Source organism: Janthinobacterium sp. SUN100 (genome assembly GCF_030397705.1).
GTDB classification, from domain to species: domain Bacteria; phylum Pseudomonadota; class Gammaproteobacteria; order Burkholderiales; family Burkholderiaceae_D; genus Janthinobacterium; species Janthinobacterium kumbetense.
In genome coordinates, this window is the sequence record NZ_JAPUBU010000001.1 from 688,415 (window position 1) to 706,035 (window position 17,621).

The window sequence follows — 17,621 nt, forward strand, 5'->3', positions numbered from 1 at the left end:
ATGCCATGAAAGATCTGTACGTTTACTATCAGGTAAAAGAAGAGCACGCCCAGGCGCTGGAAGCGCGGGTCCGCGCCCTGCAAGGCAAGCTGGCGGCCGCTTCCGGCGTGGCGCCGCAGCTGAAGCGCCGTCCGGAAGCCAAGGATGGCTTGCAGACGTGGATGGAAATCTACCCCGTCGTCGGCGAAGGCTTTACGGAACTGCTGGCCAGCGTGGCCGAGGAAGCAGGCTTGCTGTCCCTGACGGCTGGCGCGCGGCATACGGAAGTGTTCATGGATTTGCCCCCATGTGCCTGATCGTTTTTGCCTGGAAAGTCAATCCGCACATCCCGCTGATTGCCGCCGCCAACCGCGACGAATTCTATGAACGCGCCAGCGCCCCCGCCGGCGCCTGGCCCGAGCACCCGCAAGTGTATGCGGGCCGCGACCTGCAGGCAGGCGGCAGCTGGATGGGCATCACCCAGGCCGGCAGCGGCAGCTCGCGCTTTGCCGCCATCACGAATATCCGCAGCCCGCAAGACCGCAACCCGGACGCCCCCTCGCGCGGCGCCCTGGTGGCAGACTATCTGGCCGGCGACATGTCGCCACAGGACTACATCGCGCAAATCCGTCCCGGCTGCAAAGCCTACAACGGTTTCAACCTGGTGCTGGGCGACGCGGATACCCTGATCTGGTTTTCCAACCGGGGCGACGGCGATGCGCGCAATGGCCAGCCCTTGGAACCGGGCATCTACGGCCTGTCGAACGCCCTGCTCGACGCGCCGTGGCCGAAGGTGCTGAAAACCAAGGCCCAGTTCGCCAGCCTGCTGTGCCAGGGCGCGCCCGACGAAGCGTATTTCGACATGCTGGCCGACACCACGCGCGCGCCCGACTTCCGCTTGCCGGACACGGGCGTGCCGCTCGACCTCGAGCGCGTGCTGTCCGCCGTCTGCATCGAAACGCCGGGCTACGGCACGCGCACGTCCACCGTCGTGAAACTGTTCCCGGACTCGCCCGGCGAATTGCACGAGCTGGTGATTCAGTAATTGCTGCGGGGCCGGCACCGTCCGGCTCCGCCCCGTTTCCCTCATCCATTCCCTCCCGCGCGGCTTGCTTGCCTTGGAAAAATATCGTTCGCGCAAAAAAAGAAAGCGCTTGCGCAAGCGCTTTCTTTTGTTTACGATAGCTTCAATCGCGGCGACACAGCCGTACCCAATCGCAGTACACAATAATAAAAAAAACCTCAGGAGACACCATGGCCACCATGGAAGATGTAGCGCGGGCGGCGGACGTATCGCTGTCGACCGTCTCTCACGTAGTCAACGGCACCCGCAAGGTCAGCCCGAAAACCGTCGCCGCCGTCAACGCTGCCATGCAGCAGATCGGCTATGTGCCGAACATGCTGGCGCGCGCGCTGGCCGGCTCCTCGTCGGGCACCATCGGCGTGGCCATTTCCGCCTTCACCAATCATTACTTCAGCGAAACCGTGCGCGCCATCGAGGCGGCTTGCACGCGCCATGGCTTGATGATGCTGTTTTCCGATACGCATGACGACCCCGAACAGGAGTTGAAAGTGGTGCAGAACTTGCACCAGCGCCGCGTCGACGGCATCGTGCTGGCACCGTCCGGCGATCCGCACAACCGCGCCCTCGACTATTTAAATAGCAACAAGATCGCTTCCGTGCTGGTCGACCGCATGTCGCCCCAGCCGTTCGACCAGGTGGGCGTGGAAAACACGCACGCCACGGCCGAGCTGGTCAGCCACCTGATCACGGTCCACGGCCACCGCCGCATCGGCTTCATCGCGGGCGCGCCCGGCCTGTCCACGACGGACGAGCGCATCGACGGCTACCGGCTGGCCTTGCAGCGCGCCGATATCGCCTTTGATGGGGACTTGCTGCGCTCGGGCGACTCCAACCTGGAACGCAGCGGCGCGGCCACGCGCGAATTGCTGGCCCTGCCCGCCGCACAGCGTCCCACGGCCATCGTCGCCGGCAATAACCTGATGACCATCGGCACCATGCACGCCTTGCGCGACGCGCACATTGCGGTACCTCAAGACGTCGCGCTGGCCGGCTTCGATGATTTCGACTGGGCCGATTATTTCAGCCCCCGCCTGACCGTGATGGCGCAGCCGCTCGAAGAGCTGGGCGCCATGGCCGTCGACCTGTTGATCGACCGCATCGCCAATCCGGGCCGCGCCCAGCACGTGCAACGTTTGTCGCCAACCTTGCGCGTACGCAACTCCTGCGGCTGCCCCTGACCTTTACATATAGACACACCATGCATCCAGCGATTTCCCTCGGTATCGACCTCGGTACCTCCGAACTGAAAACCGTGCTGATGGACAGCGCAGGCAGCGTGCGCGGCCAGGCGTCCGTGCGCATCGACACCAGCCGCCCGCAAGCAGGCTGGTCCGAACAAGCGCCGCAAGACTGGTGGGCCGCCTGCGTCCAGGCGCTGGCCCAGCTGCGCGCCGGCTGGCCGCAGGACTATGCACAGATCGCCTGCATCGGTCTGTCGGGCCAGATGCACGGCGCAGTACTCCTCGACCTTGATGACAACGTCATCCGTCCCGCCATCCTGTGGAACGATGCGCGCGCCGAAGCCGAGGCCGCAACCCTGGCGCGCGACTATCCCGCGTATGCGGACGTGACGGGCAGCCTGCCCATGGCGGGCTTGACGGCGCCGAAACTGCTGTGGCTGCAAACGCACGAGCCTGACGCCTTCGCCGCCATCGCCTGCCTGCTGTCGCCAAAGGACTATCTGCGCCTGCAATTGACGGGGATCAAACTCACGGACATGTCCGACGCGGCCGGCACCCTGTGGCTGGACGAGGCCCGACGCGCCTGGTTCGCCCCCATGGTCACGGCCTGCGGTTTGCGCCTGGATCAAATGCCGGCCCTGGCCGAAGGCGACGCCGCCACCGCTACCGTGCCGGATGCCATCGCCGACCAGCTGGGCTTGCCGGCGGATGTGGTGGTGGCGGGCGGCGGCGGCGACAACCCTGTCTCGGCCGTGGGCATCGGCGCCGTCAACGGCGGCGACAGTTTTATCTCGCTGGGCACCAGCGCCGCCATCGTGTCCGTGACCGAAACGCCCCTGGGCAACCCGGCCGGCGGCGTGCACAGCTTTTGCCACGCCCTGCCCGGCCGCTGGTATGCGATGGGCGCGATCTTGTCCGGCGCCAGCTGTCTGCGCTGGGCGACGGGTATGCTGGGCCAGCCCGACGAGGCAGCCCTGCTGGCGCTGGTGGAAGCGGGCTTGCCGCTCGACGCCCCCATCGCCCCTTCCGCGCCCCTGTTCCTGCCCTACCTGTCGGGCGAGCGCACGCCGCATAACGACCCGCAAGTGCGCGGCGCCTTTTTGCAACTGGGCCACGACAGCACGCCGGCGCAGCTCGGTTACGCCGTGCTCGAAGGCGTGGCCTTCGCCTTGCGCGACGCCATGGTGGCCGTCACGTCGACGGGCGCCGTCGTTCCCCACTGCATGCTGGTGGGCGGCGGCGCGCGCAGCCAATACTGGGCGCAATTGCTGGCCAATGTGCTGGGACGCGAAATGCGCACCCTGCACAACAGCGAACTGTCGGCCAGCCTGGGCGCGGCCAAGCTGGGCTTTGCCGCCATCGGCCAGCGCCAGCTGCTGTCCACCGGCTTGCCCATCAAAAACACTTTCCTGCCCGATGCCGCGCACAGCGCAGCCTTGAGCATCCGCTACGGCCGCTACCGTAGCCTGTTTCCCGCCGTGCAAGCCTTGCACCAACTCAGTGATAAGGAATAGTAATGAATCAGCTGCAACAATTGAAGCAACACAGCACCGTCGTCGCCGACACGGGCGACTTCCTGCAACTGGCGCGCTTCGCGCCGCAAGACGCGACCACCAACCCGTCGCTGATCTTGAAGGCCGTGCTGCAGCCCGAGTACGCGCCCTTGCTGGAAAGCACGGTTGCCGCGCATCAATCCGCCAGCCTGGACGATATCGTCGATCAGGTGCTGGTGCGCTTCGGCCTGGAAATTTTGAAAGTCGTGCCGGGCCGCGTGTCGACGGAAGTCGACGCCCGTTTGAGCTTTGACCGCGACGCCACCGTCGCCCGCGGTCGCCGCCTGATCGCCCTGTACGAGCAAGCCGGCGTGGCCCGCGAACGCGTGCTGATCAAGGTCGCCGCCACCTGGGAAGGCATCCAGGCCGCGCGCGAACTGGAAAAAGATGGCATCTTTTGCAACCTGACCCTGTTGTTCGCGTTTTGCCAGGCCGTCGCCTGCGCCGATGCGAAAGTGCGCCTGATTTCACCGTTCGTGGGCCGCATCTACGACTGGCACAAGAAGTCGCAGGGTGCGGCATGGGACGAAGCGGCGCGCAGCCTGTCCAACGATCCGGGCGTGCAATCGGTCACGCGCATCTTCAATTACTACAAGCAACATGGCATCGCCACCCAGGTGATGGGCGCCAGCTTCCGCAACGTGGGCCAGATCACGGCCCTGTCCGGCTGCGACTTGCTGACCATCAGCCCGGACTTGCTGGCCAAGCTGGAAGCGGCGGATGCGCCGTTCGAGCGCGCGCTGGGCGGCGACCTGGGCGCGGCGCAGCCGGCCGTCAGCTACGACGAAGCAGCTTTCCGCTATGCCTTGAACGACGACGCGATGGCGACCGAAAAGCTGGCCGAAGGCATCCGCGGCTTCGCCGTCGATGCGGGCAAGCTGGATGCCATGATCGAGAAATTGCGCACTCGCTAAGTTTTCACCCAGTTTTTACCGTAGCACCGTTTGTTTTTACAATAAAAACCCTTGGAGATCCTCATGAAAAAAGTCATTACCGCCTCCCTGCTGCTGTCCGCCGCCTGCGGCGCTTTCGCTGCTGACAAACCGCTGAAATCGATCGGCGTGAGCGTGGGCGACCTGGCCAACCCGTTTTTTGTCGCCATCGGCCGCGGCGCGGAAGAAAGCGCGAAAAAACTGGGCGGCCCTGGCGTGAAAGTCACGACTGTTTCCAGCAAGTATGACCTGAACACCCAGGTGGACCAGATCGAGAACTTCATCGCCAACAAGACCGACATCATCATCCTGAACGCCGTCGATTCCAAGGGCATCGCGCCAGCCATCAAGAAAGCGCGCAATGCGGGCGTGGTCGTGATCGCCGTCGACGTGGGCGCCGTGGGCGCTTCGGCCACCGTGATGTCCGACAACACCATGGCGGGCGACGTGTCGTGCGCCTACCTGGCCAAGCAGATCGGCGGCAAGGGCAATGTGGTGATCCTGAACGGCCCGCCCGTGACGTCCGTGATCGACCGCGTGAATGGCTGCAAGAAAACCCTGGCCGCGTTCAAGGATATCAAGATCCTGTCCGACAACCAGAATGCGGGCGGCAGCCGCGACGGCGGCATGACCGTGATGTCGAACTTGCTGACAGCCCATCCGAAGATCGACGGCGTGTTCGCCATCAACGATCCGACGGGCATCGGCGCCGAACTGGCGATCAAGCAATCGAAGCGCACGGACGTGAAACTGATCACGGCAGTCGACGGCGCGCCCGATGGCCAGAACGCCCTGAAAAACAAGGCCGGCCTGTTTGCCGCCACCTCGGCGCAAAACCCGTACCGCATGGCCACGGACGCCGTGCAGATGGGCTACGACATCATGAACGGCCGCACGCCGAAACAGACCATGGTGCTGTTGCCGACCCCGGCCATCACCAAGGAAAACGTCGCCACCTACACGGGCTGGGTAAAGAACTGATCTGCCTGACCTGAACCACGCGGCGCCGCCGGCCAGTTACCAGGCGGCGCCAGTTTCACCAGCAAGGAAGGACAGTCATGAGCGACGATATTATTTTTGAAATGCGCGGCATCGAGAAGCGCTTTGGCGCCACGCGCGCGCTGCGCGGCGTGCACCTGACGGTGCGCAGCGGCGAAATCCATGCCGTGATGGGCGAAAACGGCGCCGGCAAGAGTACCCTGATGAAGATTCTGTCGGGCGTGTACACGCCGGACGCGGGCGAAATCATCCTCGACGGCAAGCCGATCCGCATCCGCAACCCGGGCGAGGCCCGCGCGCTGGGCATCAACCTGATCTACCAGGAATTGAGCGTGGCCAAGAACATGACGGTGGCGCAGAACGTCTTCATGGGCAGCGAGCCGCAAGGACCGTTCTGGACCGTCAAGGGCGGCGAAATGCGCGCGCGCACGAACGCCATCCTGGCCGACCTCGGTTCCCGTTTCGACGCCGACACCATGGTGTCCACGCTGTCGATCGCCGAGCAGCAGCAGGTGGAAATCGCCCGCGCCCTCGTGCACGAAAGCCGCATCCTGATCATGGACGAGCCCACTGCCGCCCTGTCCGACCGGGAAACAGAACAATTGTTCCGCATCATCGAAGAACAGCGCGACAAGGGCCTGGCCGTGCTGTACATCAGCCACCGCATGGCCGAGGTGGAACGCCTGGCGCGCCGCATCACGGTGCTGCGCGACGGCGCCTATGTGGGCGAGCTGGGCAAGGATGAGCTGGATCAAAAGAAAGTCGTGCAAATGATGGTGGGCCGCCCCGCCGACGACTTTTATTCGCACCAGCGGCGCACCACGCGGGGCGCCGAGCGCTTGCGCGTGGAAAACGTGGGCGGCGGCAAGGTCAAGCCCGCCTCGTTTTCCCTGCATGCGGGCGAAGTCACGGGCCTGGCCGGCCTCGTCGGCGCAGGCCGCACGGAACTGGCGCGCCTGATCTTTGGCGCCGACAAGAAACAATCGGGGCAAGTGTGGCTCGACGGCCAGGAAGTGCATATCCAGCGCCCGCTGGCGGCCATCCGCCACGGCATCGGCTACCTGCCCGAGGACCGCAAGAGCCTGGGCTTGTTCATGCAATTGTCGGCCATGGAAAACATGTCGATGAATATCCTGTCCAAGCATGCGACGGCGGGCGTCGTCAACCGTGGCGCCCTGACGCAGCTCACGCGCGAGGCGATCAGCAACCTGAACGTCAAGGTGTCGGGGCCGGATGGCATCGTCGGCGGATTGTCTGGCGGCAACCAGCAGAAAGTCTTGCTGGCGCGCTGGCTGGCCATCGCGCCGAAAGTGCTGATCCTCGACGAACCGACGCGGGGCGTGGACGTGGGCGCGAAGAGCGAGATCTACAAGATCATCCACCAGCTGGCCGATGCGGGCACGGCCGTGCTGTGCATTTCCAGCGAACTGGCCGAGCTGGTCGGCATCTGCGACCGCGTGATGGTGATGTGCGAAGGACGCCTGACGGGCGAAGTGACGGGCGACGACATCACGCAGGAAAACATCCTCGCCTATGCCACCCAGCTGGAAGCGGCATAAAAACACCTGTCAAAACCTACTGCGCGTCGCGGGTTGCGGTTTCCGATGCTCACTGTGCATTCGCACAGTTCCGCGTCTCAACCACAACCCACATCCGCTCGCTACGGTTTTGTCAGGCGTTTTAAGAATACGTCTTAAATAATCATTCAGGAGACTCATGATGACAACTAGCACCACCCGCGGCGCCGCGCGCGCCGGCGAACCCTTCAATGCCTCGAACCTGATGCGCCGCCTGGGCATGCTGCCCGTGCTGGTGGTGCTCTACCTGGCCATGTATGGCTTGACCGTGTATTTCTCGGCCGACGGCACGTCCACCTTCATGACCAGCAATAACACCATGAACATCTTCCGCCAGGTGTCGATCAACATCGTGCTGGCGTCCGGCATGACCTTCGTCATTCTGACCAGCGGCATCGACCTGTCCGTCGGCTCCGTGCTGGCCGTCTCGGCCGTGGCAGGCATGCTGATGTCGCTGTCGGCCCAGTTCGCCGGCTTTTCGATTCCCGCCTTCCTCATCGTCGGCCTGCTGCTGGGCGCGCTGAACGGCGTGCTGGTGGCCCTCGTCGGCCTGAACCCCTTCGTCGTGACCCTCGGCACCATGACGGCCCTGCGCGGCGCCGCTTACCTGCTGGCGGACGGCACCAGCGTGCTGAACACGGAAATCCCAAGCTTCGAATGGATGGGCAACGGCAGCTTCCTGGCCGTGCCCTGGCTGATCTGGCTGGCGGCGGCCGTCGTCGTGCTGACGTGGTTCATCTTGCGCAAGACCACCCTGGGCCTGCATATCTACGCCGTCGGCGGCAATATCCAGGCGGCCCGTTTGACGGGGATCAAAGTCGGTCTCGTCTTGATGTTTGTCTACACGATCAGCGGCCTGTTCGCGGGCCTGGGCGGCGCCATGTCGGCCAGCCGCCTGTATGCGGCCAACGGCAACTGGGGTACCGGTTATGAACTCGATGCCATCGCGGCCGTCGTGCTGGGCGGCACCAGCCTGATGGGCGGCGTGGGTTCCGTCTGGGGCACCGTCATCGGCGCCCTGATCATCGGGGTGATGAACAATGGCTTGACGATCCTGGGCCTGTCGTCGTTCTGGCAGTATGTGGCGAAAGGTGTCGTGATCGTGCTGGCCGTGATTCTGGACAAATGGCGCCAGAGCCACGCGCAAAATTAAGCGTAGCCGCGCGGCGTCCGTATTCGCGGACGTCGTGCGAACCACGCCTGCTTGATTAATCAGGCAAACTGCAGGCGCATTTCCACATGCGCAATCCCCGCCTCTTCAAATTGTTCCCCCTGCTGCACGAAACCGTGGCGCGCATAGAATGGCGCGGCTACGGTTTGCGCGTTCAGCACCACCGCCAAGTCTCCCCGTTCGCGGGCTTTCTCCATCAGCAAGGTCAAAATGGCGCCGCCCACGCCCGTGCCGCGGCCCGGCTGGCGCACGGCCATGCGGCCGATGTGGCCGTCAGGCAATAAGCGGCCCGTGCCGATGGCGTTGCCGGCATCGTCGTAGGCCACGGCATGCAGGCAGACGGCGTCCATGTCGTCGAGTTCGATCTCGGCCGGCACTTTCTGTTCATCGACGAAAACTTCAAAACGGATGGCGGTGGCGTCGGGGCCCAGGGTGGCCCAGTCGCCGAGGCGGATGGTGTGCTTGGTCATGGTGTAATGTAGAAAAAGACAGGCCGCAATTGTCGCACGACCTGCCTTTTCAAAGACAGATCAGCTGAGCTTGACCAGCTGCTTGCCGAAGTTGCGCCCTTTTAAGAGGCCGATGAACGCTTCCGGCGCGCTGGCCAGGCCGTCAGCCACGGATTCGCGGAATTTCAGCTTGCCCGTCGCCACCAGCGTGCCCAGTTCACTCAAGCCTTGCGGCCAGAATTCCGGCTGCTCGGAAACGATGAAGCCGCGCACGGTGAGGCGGTTGGTGAGGATCAGGCGCGCATTGTCGAGCGGCGTCGGTTCGCCGTTGTAGCCGGCGATCCAGCCGCACACGGCGATCCGGCCAAACGCGTTGGTGCGCGCCAGGGCCGCATCGAAGATGGCGCCGCCCACGTTTTCAAAGATGGCGTCGATACCGTCCGGCGTGGCCGCAGCCAGGTCGGCCTCCAAGTTGCCCGCCTTGTAGTCGACGCAGGCGTCGAAACCCAGCTCATTCACCACATACGCGCACTTGTCCGCGCCGCCGGCGATGCCGACCACGCGACAACCTTTCAATTTCGCCAACTGACCCACGACGCTGCCCACGGCGCCGCTGGCCGCCGACACGACCACCGTTTCGCCCGCTTTCGGCGCCATGATCTGGTTCAAGCCATACCACGCCGTCATGCCCGGCATGCCGACGGAACCCAGGTAGGCGGAGGCGGGAATGTGCGTCGTGTCGACCTTGCGCAGCATGGTGCCGTCCGATATGGCCACTTCCGTCCAGCCCAGAGTGCCCACGACGGTATCGCCCACGGCAAACTTCGGATGCTTCGATTCCAGCACCACGCCCACCGTGCCGCCTATCATGGTTTCATCGAGCGCCTGCGGCGCCGCATAGCTTTTATTGGCGCTCATGCGTCCGCGCATATAGGGGTCGAGCGACAGGTACTGGTTGCGCACCAGCAATTCGCCATCCTGGATGGCGGGAATGTCTTTGGTTTCCAGGCGAAAATGTGCCGGCTGCACTTCCTCATTGGAGGCGGGGCGCGAGGCGAGGACGATGCGTTGGTAGGTGGTCATGATGCTCCTGTCAATAAAGTGAGAGAGTTACATGCTGATGAACAAGGTGTCTGCTGCGTAAAGACTAAATCTCATAATCCATACATTGGCGCGCTTCGCGCACGGCGCCGAAGAATGGCTTGATTTTCACGTGCTCGGGGTGGTTCTGGTAAGCGTCGAGCGCCTCGCGGCTGGCAAATTCGCTGTACAGCACGATGTCGTAGGTCGCTTCCAGGCCAGGCTGGGCCACGGCTGCCTCGAATTTCAGGATGCCGGGCACCAGGTCCGAGCAGGAATCGAGCAGGGCTTTCAGTTTCAATGCATTGGTGGCGCGGTCGGCGCCTTCGGCGTGGTCTTTGAGTTTCCAGAAAACGATGTGCTTGATCATGGCGGCAGGCTGCTTGTTTATTAATGAAGCATTACTGTAACCGCTATCGGCGCGTCTTGCAGGAACAGGGCGCGAAATGCAAACGGGCGGCCCTGGAAGCCGCCCGCAGACAAGGTTTACCTATATCACAGCACTTCGAACAGCCCGGCCGCGCCCTGCCCGCCGCCGATGCACATGGTCACCACCACGTATTTGACGCCACGGCGCTTGCCTTCGATCAAGGCGTGACCCGTCAGGCGGGCGCCCGACACGCCGTACGGGTGACCGACGGCGATCGCGCCGCCGTTGACGTTCAGGCGGTCCATGGGAATGCCCAGGGTGTCGGCGCAATACAGCACTTGCACGGCGAACGCTTCATTGAGTTCCCACAGGCCGATGTCGGCTACAGTCAAGCCCGCCTTTTTCAGCAGTTTCGGGATGGCAAACACGGGGCCAATGCCCATTTCATCGGGTTCGCAGCCGGCCACGGCGAAGCCGCGGAAGATGCCCAGCGGCTGCAGCCCTTTCGCTTCGGCCACTTTCGCATTCATGACGATGGCCATCGAAGCGCCATCGGAAAACTGGCTGGCGTTGCCGGCGCTGATGACGCCGCCCGGAATGGCCGGGCGGATCTTCGACACGCCGTCATACGTCGTGTCCGCGCGGATGCCTTCGTCTGCCGAGATCGTCACTTCGCGCGACACCAGCATGCCGCTGGCCTTGTCGGCCACGCCCATGATGGTGGTCATCGGCACGATTTCCGCATCGAACAGGCCGGCAGCCAGGGCCGCGGCGGCGCGCTGCTGGCTTTGCGCGCCGTAGGCATCCTGGCGTTCGCGCGAAATCTGGTAGCGCTTGGCCACGGTTTCAGCCGTTTGCAGCATGGGCCAATACACTTCCGGCTTGTGCTGCTGCAGCCAGACGTCGCGGTACATATGCGTATTCATCTCGTTTTGCACACAGGAAATCGATTCCACGCCGCCCGCCGCATAGATATCGCCTTCACCGGCGATGATGCGCTGCGCCGCCAGGGCGATGGCCTGCAAGCCCGAGGAACAAAAACGGTTGACGGTCATGCCGGCCGTCGTGACGGGGCAGCCGCCGCGCAAGGCCACCTGGCGCGCGATGTTGCCGCCCGTGGCGCCTTCGGGAAAGGCGCAGCCGACCAGCACGTCTTCCACTTCCTCCGCCTCGATGCGCGCGCGCTCGACGGCGGCGGCCAGCACATGACCGCCCAGGGTGGCGCCATGCGTCATGTTGAACGCGCCCTTCCAGGACTTGGCCAGGCCCGTGCGGGCGGTCGATACGATGACGGCTTCATTCATGCTGTGTCTCCTTGTGGGAATGTTATATGGTCGGGTGGTATATCTGCGGAATCAGAATAGCACATTTAAGTACGGTCGTTCGCAAAGTTGAAATGAATGGCAACTTGTAAGCTTGCTGTAAGTTTCAAGCAAGCATGACGTAAGGTTCGGAGAACACACTCGCCTCCAGCTGTTGCAAGAATGGTCAAAAAGACCGCGGCAATGGTTCACTATAAAACATAGGGAGACAAACCATGGCATCACCATCCGGCTCTGCCGACGTACGGAAAATTTCCACCAAAGGAACGCCGATTACGCCAGAGGAACGCAAGGTCATCTTTGCATCCTCCTTGGGCACCGTCTTTGAATGGTACGATTTTTACCTGTACGGTTCGCTGGCATCGATCATCGCCAAGCAATTCTTCATCGGCGACCCCACCACCACCTTCATCTTCGCGCTGCTGGCCTTTGCCGCCGGCTTCATCGTGCGTCCGTTCGGCGCGCTGGTCTTCGGCCGCCTGGGCGACATGATCGGCCGCAAGTACACTTTCCTGATCACCATTCTGATCATGGGCGGCTCCACCTTCATCGTCGGCTTGCTGCCGGGCCATGCGTCCATCGGCATCGCCGCACCGATCATCCTCGTCATCCTGCGCATCCTGCAAGGCCTGGCGCTGGGCGGCGAATACGGCGGCGCAGCCACCTACGTGGCCGAGCACGCGCCTGAAGGCAAGCGCGGCGCGTTCACGGCGTGGATACAGACGACGGCAACCCTGGGCTTCTTCCTGTCGCTGATGGTCATCCTGGGCACCCGCCTGGCGACCGGCGAGAAGGATTTCGAAGCGTGGGGCTGGCGCATTCCCTTCCTCGTCTCCGTCATCCTGCTGGGTATTTCCGTATGGATCCGCCTGGCCATGAATGAATCGCCGGCGTTTGCCAAGATGAAGGCCGAGGGCAAGACCTCGAAAGCCCCGCTGACGGAAGCGTTCGGCAAGTGGAAAAACCTGAAGATCGTCATCCTGGCCCTGATCGGCCTGACCGCCGGCCAGGCTGTCGTGTGGTACACGGGCCAGTTCTACGCCCTGTTCTTCATGATCCAGACCCTGAAAGTGGACCTGGCAACGGCCAACGTGCTCGTCGCCGTCGCCCTGCTGCTGGCCACGCCGTTCTTCCTGTTCTTCGGCAGCCTGTCCGACCGCATCGGCCGCAAGTACATCATCCTCGGCGGCTGCCTGATCGCCGCGGCCACCTACTTCCCGATCTTCAACGGCCTGACCCACTTCGCCAACCCGCAGCTGGAAGCGGCACTGAAGAACTCGCCAGTGGTGGTGGTCGCCGATCCGGCTTCCTGCCACTTCCAGTTCAACATGACGGGTACCAAGAAGTTCCCATCGTCGTGCGACATCGCCACGGGCTTCCTGTCGAACAGCTCGGTGAATTACACGAAGGAAGACGCGCCGGCCGGCAGCATCGCCAAGGTGCGCATCGGTACGAAGGAATTTAGCTCGTTCAACGCCGTCATGACGCCGGATGGCCTGAACTTCGATGCGGACAGCAAGGCCCACGAAGCGGCGCTGAAGAAAGAACTGGGCGCCGGCATCAAGGAAGCGGGCTACCCTGCGAAAGCGGATCCGGACCAGATCAACAAGCCGATGGTCGTCTTGCTGCTGTTCATCCTGGTGCTGTACGTGACCATGGTGTATGGCCCGATCGCCGCCATGCTGGTGGAAATGTTCCCGACGCGTATACGCTACACCTCGATGTCCCTGCCCTACCATATCGGTAACGGCTGGTTCGGCGGCTTGCTGCCGACCACGGCCTTCGCGCTGGTGGCCTTCAAGGGCGACATTTATTATGGCCTGTGGTATCCGATCGTCGTCGCCCTGGCGACTGTCGTAATCGGTACCCTGTTCGTCAAGGAAACCAAGGACAACAATATCTACGCCGACGATTAAATGGATGCCAGCCCCGGCCGCAAGACCGGGGTCCGCAAAGCAAAACGCCGCTGACTGGACAGCGGCGTTTTTTTATGTGGCGTCTATGGCGGCAGGCTTACTTGTCGTTTTTCTTTTTCAGCTGGTCGCGCTGCTGCACGTATTCCTGGTAGCTGGTCTGGTTGCGCTTGCGGCAGGCGTTGCGGTCGTCAAAATTATTGAGGCTGTTGCAATACTCGCCGATCTTGTCCCGGTTTGCGTCATACAGTACTTCACAGCCAGTAATGGCCAGCAAGAAGGGAATGATCAGATATTTCATTGCTACTCTCATGGATAGGGACGGGATTGCGCGAAAAACACCAGATTGCCCACTGGATAAGCGGGCAGCTTTATCTTAACGCGATCCTGACGAAAAGTACAAGCGCTCGGTATTACTTATTAGAAAGGATTACCTGCGCGCGCGCCACTGCATGCTATGGTGGAAGTTTCTCTTACCGGACTCGTCCACAGGCATGCCGACCATCGCCCGCGCCCCCTGCGGCCCGCTGCAGCACCATTTCGACGCCTTGCTGCAAGACGTCTGCGCCAGCCTGGCTGCGCACGCCGGCAACTTGCTGGACGGCATCTACCTGTATGGCAGCATCGCCCGCGGCGATGCCACGCCGGGCGTGTCCGACCTCGACCTGACCCTGGTGCTGCACCAGCCGCCCACGCCGCCGCAACTGGAAACGCTGGAAGCGCTGCGCCTGGCCCTGCAGGCACGCCACCGGGAAGTACTGAAAATCGATTTCGATATCGGCCACCGGGCCCAGGTGCTGGCGCCGGAGCACCTGTACAGCTGGGGCTACTGGCTCAAGCACCAGTGCCGCTGCCTGTGGGGCGAGGACCTGGCGCCGCACTTTGCGCCGTTCTCTCCCTCGCGCGCCATCGCCCTGGCCGTGAATGGCGACTTTGCCCGCGTGCTGGACGATTATGCGCGGCGCCTCGATGACGAGCGCGACCCTGCCGCCATCGCCCGCCTGCAGCGCGAAGCGTCGCGCAAGCTGATCCGTTCCTGCAACATCCTGCGCCGGGATGGCGATCCCGGCTGGCCCGCCAGCCTGGACGAGCATGTCGCGCTGTTGCTGCGCCGCTATCCCGCCATGCAGGCGCAGGCAGCCTATTTTCTTGCCCAGGCCCGGCCTGGCGCCGCGCCGGCCAGCGGCTTTGCGCCGGCGCTACGCCGATTCACGCAGTGGCTGGTGCAGCAACAGGCGGGCTAGACGCCGGCCTCGTCGTTCAACAGCGGATTGCCGGCCGCAAACGCCGCCAGGTGCTCGAGCAGCACGCGCACGCGGGCCGGCAGGTAGCGCCGCTGCGTCCACACGGCGTACACGTGGCGCGGCTGCGGCATCCAGTCGGGCAGCACGCGCACCAGCGAACCGCTGGCCACTTCGTCGCGGCATTGCAGAAGCGGACACAGCAGGATGCCGATGCCCGCATCGGCCATCTCCACGGCCAGGCGCATCTCGTTCACGCGCAGGCGCGCCTGCGGTTCGATCACCATTTCGGCGCCGTCGCCGGGCCGCCGCAAGCGCCAGGTGCGCAGCGGTTCGGCCACGATCAGCTCATGCTTTTCCAGCTCCTGCAAGTCGCGCGGCACGCCGGCGCGCGCCAGGTAGCCGGGCGCGGCCACCATCACCAGCGCGGCGCTGCCCAGGCGGCGCTGCATCAGCGAGGAATCGTCGAGCGAGCCCACGCGGATGGCCAGGTCGGCGCCGCTGCCCACCAGGTCTTGCAGCAGGTTCGACAGTTCCAGCTCCAGGCGGATGTCCGGATACTTTTGCATGAAGCTGACCCAGGCCGGCGTCAGCAAACCGCTGGCGAAGTTGACGGGCGCCAGCACGCGGATGCTGCCCGAGACGGCCGACAGGCTGGCATCGAGCTGCTGCGTGGCTTGTCGCAGGGCATGGACCAGGGGACGGCACTGCTCGTAGTATTGCCAGCCTTCCGCCGTCGGCTGCAAGCGGCGCGCGCTGCGGTTGAGCAAGCGGTAACCGAGCTGGCTTTCCAGCTTTTGCAGCCGGCGCGTGACGGTCGCGGCGGGCAAGTCTTCCTTGACGGCCGCCGCATGCAGGCTGCCCGCCTCGACAATGGAAACAAACAGGGCTAAATCATCGAGCATAATTGCATTTTCGGAATTTGAAATTAAAAATATGGCTCTAGTATAGATTGCTGCAAGTTGTTACGCTGCCCTTTCCTTACCATTTTGAAAGTGTCCCATGTCCGAAGCCCTGCGTTTGCGTTGCGTATTTGCCTTCCTGATGTCGCTGGTCATGACCCTGCTGATGAGCGCCTGGGTCACCTGGCTCAATATCGGCCTGCAGGCGGACTTCCTGCCCCGCTGGCGCCACGCGTTCTTTGCCGCCTGGCCCGTGGCCTTCTGCGCCGTGATGCTGTTCGCGCCCCGCGTGCAAGTCATCAGCCGCAATATCGTCACCCGGCTGGCGCGCCCGGCGCCAGGCTGCCCCGCCTGCGCGGCCGATGGGCCATGTGCGTGCGCCCGCCGCCCTTAACCAGCAGTCGGCCACCGGCAGTATCACTCGGTCACTCCCGCCCACGGCCGCCCTGATCCGGGCTATGCTATGGCCGTCCTTGTTTTTACTGCGGAGTGACCATGCTCGACCACGTTTCCCTCACCGTCAGCGACCTGGAACGCGCCGAGCGCTTCTACGACGCCATCTTCGCCGCGCTCGGCGTGCCCAAGGTGGGCAGCGACCATGCCAATGCGTGGATAGGCTATGGCGAGCGCAGCGATGCGGAACACCCCGAACGCAGCTATTTTTCCGTCCGCCTGGGCCCCGCGCCCGGCGACGCGCCGCGCCGCCATTGCTGCTTCAAGGCCCCCTCGCGCGCGGCCGTGGAAGCGTTCTGGCACGCGGGGCTGGCGCAGGGCGGCATCGACCTGGGCGCGCCCGGCTTGCGCCACTATCACGCCAGCTATTACGCGGCCTTTTTGTTCGATCCGGACGGCAACCGCATCGAAGCCGTCTGCCACCGCGCCGACGCCGGCTGACAGGACGGGAAATCCACCTCTGTTCGGCATTTCCACTTCGTGACGATTTGCCTATAATGGCTGGCACGCCATACCGGTCCCCGGTCCCTGCACCAAGAAGGAGATTCATGCACCATCTATTCGTCGGCCGCCCCGCGCGCACCATGCTCCTCTCCAGCGCCGGCTTGCTGCTGGCAGGCTGTTTTTCCGGCTGCTCCCTGTTGCCATCGACCCCGGTCATGCCCGGCGTGCCGGCTACCGCCGCCCTGCCCGACGCCAGCATCGCCTACACCCTGAGCGGCCAGGGCGGCGTGCCCGTCGTGTTCCAGTCGGCCATGGGCGACGGCAAGGATGTGTGGGCCAAGGTGGCGCCCGAAGTGGCCAAACAGCACCGCGTGCTCGTGTACGACCGTCCCGGCTACGGCGACAGCAAGAAAACCACCACGCCGCGCGACCCGTGCACCATCGCCGCCCAGCAGCGCGCCCTGCTGGCGCAAGCGGGCCTGAAACCGCCGTATGTGCTGGTCGGCCATGGCTTGGGCGGGCTGTACCAGTATGTGTATGCGAAGCTGTACCCGCAGGACGTGGCCGGCCTGGTCTTGCTCGATCCCACGCACCCGCAGCAATGGAACCGCCTGCAGACGGACGCATCCACCTACGCCATGCTCGTCAAGACGCGGCGCAAGCTGATGTTCAACAGTACGGAATCGGCCGAATTTGATGCCCAGACGCAATGTCTGCAGCACGTCGACATGGGCAGCCCGCTGCGCGTGCCCGCCATGCTGCTGGTGCGCGACAAGTTCGGCATCGAGGAAATGGGCTCGTTTGAAAACGTGGTACGGGTCCAGGAAAAGGATTGGCAGCGCCTGTCCGGCGCGCCGGCCATCGAGCGCATCACGGGCGCCGGCTACTACATCCAGAAGGACAACCCCGTCATCGTCAACGAAGCGGTCAAGATGGTAGCGAAGAAGAAATAAAAAAAGGGCAGAGAAATC

The 17,621-nt window shown here is 63.6% G+C and carries 19 protein-coding genes; 13 read left to right on the top strand and 6 right to left on the bottom strand.

The features are described from left to right. Positions 1-5: 5 nt before the first annotated feature. The 8 genes from O0881_RS02895 (at position 6) to O0881_RS02930 (ending at position 8,458) form a co-directional block, all read left to right on the top strand. The gene (locus O0881_RS02895; protein WP_289897836.1) at positions 6-296 is read left to right on the top strand and encodes a DUF4936 family protein; all 291 of its coding nucleotides are present in this window, start codon (positions 6-8) and stop codon (positions 294-296) included. Next, entirely contained in the window at positions 287-1,024 is a 738-nt protein-coding gene (locus O0881_RS02900; protein ID WP_077404719.1) for an NRDE family protein, read from the top strand. Before O0881_RS02895 ends, O0881_RS02900 begins: the two co-directional genes overlap by 10 nt. Positions 1,025-1,233: 209 nt before the next feature. Beyond that, complete coding sequence (locus O0881_RS02905; RefSeq protein ID WP_289897834.1) at positions 1,234-2,241, top strand: LacI family DNA-binding transcriptional regulator; 1,008 nt, start codon at positions 1,234-1,236, stop codon at positions 2,239-2,241. Between the two features lie 32 nt (positions 2,242-2,273). Next, a complete protein-coding gene (xylB, locus tag O0881_RS02910) occupies positions 2,274-3,758 on the top strand; it encodes a xylulokinase (RefSeq protein WP_354670210.1) in 1,485 nt (494 codons plus the stop codon). 2 nt (positions 3,759-3,760) lie between these two features. Beyond that, the gene (tal, locus tag O0881_RS02915) at positions 3,761-4,711 is read left to right on the top strand and encodes a transaldolase (RefSeq protein ID WP_289910047.1); all 951 of its coding nucleotides are present in this window, start codon (positions 3,761-3,763) and stop codon (positions 4,709-4,711) included. Positions 4,712-4,774: 63 nt separating this feature from the next. Further along, a complete protein-coding gene (locus tag O0881_RS02920; protein ID WP_077404737.1) occupies positions 4,775-5,710 on the top strand; it encodes an ABC transporter substrate-binding protein in 936 nt (311 codons plus the stop codon). A 77-nt stretch (positions 5,711-5,787) separates the two neighbouring features. Further along, a complete protein-coding gene (locus O0881_RS02925) occupies positions 5,788-7,287 on the top strand; it encodes a sugar ABC transporter ATP-binding protein (RefSeq protein WP_099667895.1) in 1,500 nt (499 codons plus the stop codon). 160 nt (positions 7,288-7,447) lie between these two features. Next, the gene (locus O0881_RS02930; protein WP_099408562.1) at positions 7,448-8,458 is read left to right on the top strand and encodes a ribose ABC transporter permease; all 1,011 of its coding nucleotides are present in this window, start codon (positions 7,448-7,450) and stop codon (positions 8,456-8,458) included. 59 nt (positions 8,459-8,517) lie between these two features. Here the strand turns inward: O0881_RS02930 and O0881_RS02935 are convergent, their stop codons facing one another. From O0881_RS02935 to O0881_RS02950, 4 genes are all read right to left on the bottom strand, one after another. Continuing rightward, positions 8,518-8,946, bottom strand: a complete 429-nt coding sequence (locus O0881_RS02935) for a GNAT family N-acetyltransferase (protein WP_289910049.1) — start codon at positions 8,944-8,946, stop codon at positions 8,518-8,520. Positions 8,947-9,006: 60 nt separating this feature from the next. After that, positions 9,007-10,011: an NADP-dependent oxidoreductase gene (locus O0881_RS02940; RefSeq protein WP_289911444.1), complete on the bottom strand. Its 1,005-nt coding sequence runs from the start codon at positions 10,009-10,011 to the stop codon at positions 9,007-9,009. Positions 10,012-10,072: 61 nt separating this feature from the next. After that, on the bottom strand, positions 10,073-10,375 hold the full coding sequence (locus O0881_RS02945; RefSeq protein WP_289897829.1) for a Dabb family protein: 303 nt from the start codon (positions 10,373-10,375) through the stop codon (positions 10,073-10,075). A 125-nt stretch (positions 10,376-10,500) separates the two neighbouring features. Further along, complete coding sequence (locus tag O0881_RS02950) at positions 10,501-11,679, bottom strand: acetyl-CoA C-acyltransferase (protein WP_289910051.1); 1,179 nt, start codon at positions 11,677-11,679, stop codon at positions 10,501-10,503. Positions 11,680-11,912: 233 nt separating this feature from the next. On the opposite strand from O0881_RS02950, the gene O0881_RS02955 reads away from it, so the two are divergent. Next, positions 11,913-13,613 carry an MFS transporter gene (locus O0881_RS02955; protein WP_099667890.1) on the top strand — a complete coding sequence of 567 codons (1,701 nt, stop codon included), beginning with the start codon at positions 11,913-11,915 and terminating at the stop codon, positions 13,611-13,613. A gap of 97 nt (positions 13,614-13,710) precedes the next feature. Here O0881_RS02955 and O0881_RS02960 read toward each other — a convergent pair whose 3' ends face one another. Continuing rightward, positions 13,711-13,911, bottom strand: a complete 201-nt coding sequence (locus tag O0881_RS02960) for a hypothetical protein (protein WP_077404762.1) — start codon at positions 13,909-13,911, stop codon at positions 13,711-13,713. Positions 13,912-14,104: 193 nt separating this feature from the next. Here O0881_RS02960 and O0881_RS02965 point away from each other — a divergent pair, with 193 nt between their 5' ends. Further along, complete coding sequence (locus tag O0881_RS02965) at positions 14,105-14,854, top strand: nucleotidyltransferase domain-containing protein (RefSeq protein WP_289910052.1); 750 nt, start codon at positions 14,105-14,107, stop codon at positions 14,852-14,854. Here the strand turns inward: O0881_RS02965 and O0881_RS02970 are convergent. Further along, positions 14,851-15,756, bottom strand: a complete 906-nt coding sequence (locus tag O0881_RS02970) for a LysR family transcriptional regulator (protein WP_251348622.1) — start codon at positions 15,754-15,756, stop codon at positions 14,851-14,853. The two genes, O0881_RS02965 and O0881_RS02970, sit on opposite strands and share 4 nt — an antisense overlap. 97 nt (positions 15,757-15,853) lie before the next feature. On the opposite strand from O0881_RS02970, the gene O0881_RS02975 reads away from it, so the two are divergent. From O0881_RS02975 to O0881_RS02985, 3 genes are all read left to right on the top strand, one after another. Beyond that, positions 15,854-16,147 (top strand): DUF2798 domain-containing protein, encoded by a 294-nt coding sequence (locus O0881_RS02975; RefSeq protein WP_289910053.1) that lies wholly within the window; start codon positions 15,854-15,856, stop codon positions 16,145-16,147. 101 nt (positions 16,148-16,248) lie between these two features. Beyond that, positions 16,249-16,647 carry a VOC family protein gene (locus O0881_RS02980; RefSeq protein ID WP_099667886.1) on the top strand — a complete coding sequence of 133 codons (399 nt, stop codon included), beginning with the start codon at positions 16,249-16,251 and terminating at the stop codon, positions 16,645-16,647. A 107-nt stretch (positions 16,648-16,754) separates the two neighbouring features. Then, entirely contained in the window at positions 16,755-17,603 is an 849-nt protein-coding gene (locus O0881_RS02985) for an alpha/beta hydrolase (protein WP_289910054.1), read from the top strand. Positions 17,604-17,621 lie beyond the last annotated feature (18 nt).

Excerpts from the sequence above, each read along its gene's own strand:
- O0881_RS02920 (WP_077404737.1), top strand. The coding sequence starts at position 4,775 with ATGAAAAAAGTCATTACCGCCTCCCTGCTGCTGTCCGCCGCCTGCGGC.
- O0881_RS02895 (WP_289897836.1), top strand. The coding sequence starts at position 6 with ATGAAAGATCTGTACGTTTACTATCAGGTAAAAGAAGAGCACGCCCAG.
- O0881_RS02905 (WP_289897834.1), top strand. The coding sequence starts at position 1,234 with ATGGCCACCATGGAAGATGTAGCGCGGGCGGCGGACGTATCGCTGTCG.
- O0881_RS02900 (WP_077404719.1), top strand. The coding sequence starts at position 287 with ATGTGCCTGATCGTTTTTGCCTGGAAAGTCAATCCGCACATCCCGCTG.
- O0881_RS02970 (WP_251348622.1), bottom strand. The coding sequence starts at position 15,756 with ATGCTCGATGATTTAGCCCTGTTTGTTTCCATTGTCGAGGCGGGCAGC.
- O0881_RS02975 (WP_289910053.1), top strand. The coding sequence starts at position 15,854 with ATGTCCGAAGCCCTGCGTTTGCGTTGCGTATTTGCCTTCCTGATGTCG.
- O0881_RS02965 (WP_289910052.1), top strand. The coding sequence starts at position 14,105 with ATGCCGACCATCGCCCGCGCCCCCTGCGGCCCGCTGCAGCACCATTTC.
- O0881_RS02980 (WP_099667886.1), top strand. The coding sequence starts at position 16,249 with ATGCTCGACCACGTTTCCCTCACCGTCAGCGACCTGGAACGCGCCGAG.
- O0881_RS02930 (WP_099408562.1), top strand. The coding sequence starts at position 7,448 with ATGACAACTAGCACCACCCGCGGCGCCGCGCGCGCCGGCGAACCCTTC.
- O0881_RS02925 (WP_099667895.1), top strand. The coding sequence starts at position 5,788 with ATGAGCGACGATATTATTTTTGAAATGCGCGGCATCGAGAAGCGCTTT.
- O0881_RS02950 (WP_289910051.1), bottom strand. The coding sequence starts at position 11,679 with ATGAATGAAGCCGTCATCGTATCGACCGCCCGCACGGGCCTGGCCAAG.
- O0881_RS02985 (WP_289910054.1), top strand. The coding sequence starts at position 16,755 with ATGCACCATCTATTCGTCGGCCGCCCCGCGCGCACCATGCTCCTCTCC.
- O0881_RS02945 (WP_289897829.1), bottom strand. The coding sequence starts at position 10,375 with ATGATCAAGCACATCGTTTTCTGGAAACTCAAAGACCACGCCGAAGGC.
- O0881_RS02955 (WP_099667890.1), top strand. The coding sequence starts at position 11,913 with ATGGCATCACCATCCGGCTCTGCCGACGTACGGAAAATTTCCACCAAA.
- tal (WP_289910047.1), top strand. The coding sequence starts at position 3,761 with ATGAATCAGCTGCAACAATTGAAGCAACACAGCACCGTCGTCGCCGAC.
- O0881_RS02960 (WP_077404762.1), bottom strand. The coding sequence starts at position 13,911 with ATGAAATATCTGATCATTCCCTTCTTGCTGGCCATTACTGGCTGTGAA.
- O0881_RS02935 (WP_289910049.1), bottom strand. The coding sequence starts at position 8,946 with ATGACCAAGCACACCATCCGCCTCGGCGACTGGGCCACCCTGGGCCCC.